General features: G+C 71.6%; 3 protein-coding genes and 1 pseudogene. 2 read left to right on the top strand and 2 right to left on the bottom strand.

Annotated elements, in window-relative coordinates; translation table 11 throughout:
- Both ABZ281_RS44885 and ABZ281_RS44880 read right to left on the bottom strand, forming a co-directional pair.
- A pseudogene (locus ABZ281_RS44885) lies at positions 1-265 on the bottom strand (hypothetical protein); the annotation flags it as partial.
- A gap of 17 nt (positions 266-282) precedes the next feature.
- The gene (locus tag ABZ281_RS44880) at positions 283-1,311 is read right to left on the bottom strand and encodes a GNAT family N-acetyltransferase (RefSeq protein ID WP_356664097.1); all 1,029 of its coding nucleotides are present in this window, start codon (positions 1,309-1,311) and stop codon (positions 283-285) included.
- A 140-nt stretch (positions 1,312-1,451) separates the two neighbouring features.
- Here ABZ281_RS44880 and fdxA point away from each other — a divergent pair, with 140 nt between their 5' ends.
- Positions 1,452-1,772, top strand: coding sequence for a ferredoxin (gene fdxA, locus ABZ281_RS44875; protein WP_003973842.1), 321 nt, complete (start codon positions 1,452-1,454; stop codon positions 1,770-1,772).
- A 121-nt stretch (positions 1,773-1,893) separates the two neighbouring features.
- A partial coding sequence (locus tag ABZ281_RS44870; protein ID WP_356664095.1) for a bifunctional succinyldiaminopimelate transaminase/glutamate-prephenate aminotransferase occupies positions 1,894-2,818 on the top strand: 925 nt, incomplete at its 3' end.

Here is a 2,818-nt window from a genome sequence, read left to right as displayed (position 1 = left end):
GGAACCCCATCCGCTCACCGAGCAGCTCCCGCAGGGCGACCGCCCAGGCCTGCGGCCCGCCGGGCCGGTACGGCAGCAGCCCGGCCAGCCGGTCCAGCTCGACCTGCGCGGCGTCCAGGCCGGCCTCGTCCAGCTCCCCGTCCGCCTCCGCGCCCACCAGCAGGCACAGCGTCGACAGATCGGGCCGCTCGGACCGGGCCTCTTCGGCGAACCGCCGCCGCAGCTCGGCGGAGCGCTCGGGGGACGGGGGAAACGGGGGACGCATGACTGGCTCGTGCCCTCTCACGACGATCGGTTACCGGCCGCTGCGGTGCCGTCCGGCGCCCGGTAGTGGTGGTAGGCGTGGTGCGCCGTGAAGCCCATCCCGGCGTACAGCGACCGTGCTGCCGCGTTCTCGGCCTCGACCTGGAGCCATGCCGCCGACGCGCCCTCGTCGAGCGCCTGACGGGCCAGCGCGGCCATCACAGCCGTGGCAAGACCCCGCCGCCGCAGCGCCGGGTCGACCTCGACGGCGGCGAACCCGGCCCACCGCCCGTCGACGACACACCGCCCGATGGCGGCGGGAGGCGCATCCGCGGTCTCCCCGGGCACGGTCGCGAACCACACGGAGGGCCCGCTCTCCAGAACGCGAAGCGCCACCTCGCTCACGCCCTTGCGCTGATACCGGGCCAGCCACCCCTCGTCGGCCTCCCGGGACAGCACCACCCCCGCCGGATCGCCCCGGTCTGCGATCGACGCCAGCGGCCCGATCCACAGCTCGGCGGTCACCTCCCGCACCCAGCCCCGCCGCTCCAGCTCGGCGCAGAGCAGTTCCTGCGTGCCCTCGGCACCCGTCGCGGTCTGGACGTAGGCGGGCAGTCCACGGTCGCCGTACCACCGCCGCACGGCGTCCAGGGCCTCGTCGAGCGACGTGTCCGGCCCGCCCAGCGGCAGCACCGAATTGGCCCGCCGCGTGAACCCGGACGCGGCCCGCAGCTCCCACGCGCCGAGACGCTCGCTCTCCACGGGCCGCCAGGCCCGCGCGGCGACCCGGGCCAGCTCCTCGTAGGAGGCGGCGGGACCGCGGCGACGCGCCGGTGCGGCGGGCACGGTCTTGCCCGCGACCAGCGCCGATTCCGCGATACGGACGTTCTCGTCACTCTTGCGTGTGATCAGCAGCACACCGTTGTTCCATGATGTGAGAACACCGACCGTGTCGGTGAACTTCTCACCCGGAGCCTCATGCTCGATCAAGCTCCGCACGGAGATGCGTTTGCCCACGTCAGCAGCGGTGATACGGACCTCGAGTCGCCCGGCGGCAGAGATTTCCACAGGTCAGTTCACCCCTCCTGTTCGGATCATGCCCAGGAACGGAGATACTAGGGGCGGGCATCGACGACGCCGCGCTCCCGCGCGCCAGGCGGCGGAGCCTGAAGAGGCCCGCCAGCGCCCTATCGAGGAGGAACGACAGCGTGACCTACGTCATCGCGCAGCCTTGTGTCGACGTCAAGGACAAGGCGTGCATCGAGGAGTGCCCGGTCGACTGCATCTACGAGGGCCAGCGGTCCTTGTACATCCACCCGGACGAATGCGTCGACTGTGGTGCCTGTGAGCCGGTCTGCCCGGTCGAGGCGATCTTCTACGAAGACGACACTCCCGAGGAGTGGAAGGACTACTACAAGGCGAACGTCGAGTTCTTCGACGAGCTCGGTTCGCCCGGCGGAGCCAGCAAGCTGGGGCTGATCGAGCGCGACCACCCCTTCGTCGCCGCGCTGCCGCCGCAGAACCAGTAAGAGCGGCCCGCACTCCGTGCCGCCTCGGTCCCGTACGGCCCGATCAGCCCACTGATCGCCGTACGGGGCCGAGGCGTTTGCCGTGACCGGCTCGTACGTGCCAGAAAGTGAGCCCGAAACCGTGTCCGCAGTCTCCGACCGCCTCCCCGCCTTCCCCTGGGACAAGCTGACCCCGTACAAGGCCACGGCCGCCGCCCACCCGGACGGCATCGTCGACCTGTCCGTCGGCACCCCGGTCGACCCGGTGCCCGAGCTGATCCAGAAAGCGCTGGTGGCAGCGGCCGACTCGCCGGGCTATCCGACCGTCTGGGGCACACCCGAGCTGCGCGACGCGATCACCGGCTGGGTCGAGCGTCGCCTCGGCGCCCGGGAGGTCACACACCGCCACGTACTGCCGATCGTCGGTTCCAAGGAACTCGTCGCCTGGCTCCCCACCCAGCTGGGCCTCGGCCCCGGCGACCGGGTGGCCTACCCTCGCCTGGCCTACCCGACGTACGAGGTCGGCGCCCGCCTGGCACGCGCCGAACACGAGGCCTACGACGACCCGACGGAGCTGGACCCCGAGGGCCTGAAGCTCCTCTGGCTGAACTCCCCGTCGAACCCCACGGGCAAGGTCCTCTCCAAGGAGGAGCTGACCCGGATCGTCGCCTGGGCCCGCTCGCACGGCATCCTGCTCTTCTCCGACGAGTGCTACCTGGAGCTGGGCTGGGAGGCCGACCCGGTCTCGGTGCTGCACCCGGACGTCAACGGCGGTTCGTACGACGGCATCGTCGCCGTCCAGTCCCTCTCCAAGCGCTCGAACCTCGCCGGTTACCGCGCGGCCTTCCTGGCCGGTGACCCGGCGGTCCTCGGCCCGCTCCTGGAGATCCGCAAGCACGGCGGCATGATGACCTCGGCTCCCACACAGGCGGCGGTGATCGCGGCCCTCGGCGACGACGACCACGTGCGCGTCCAGCGCGAGCGCTACGCCTCCCGCCGTGAGCTCCTGCGCGAGGCCCTGGTCACCCACGGCTTCCGCATCGAGCACAGCGAGGCCAGCCTCTACC

It is taken from the genome of Streptomyces sp. NPDC006265, from assembly GCF_040613555.1.
Taxonomy (GTDB): domain Bacteria; phylum Actinomycetota; class Actinomycetes; order Streptomycetales; family Streptomycetaceae; genus Streptomyces.
The sequence above is the reverse complement of the archived record's forward strand: the minus strand, read 5'-3'. Positions and strand labels throughout refer to the sequence as shown.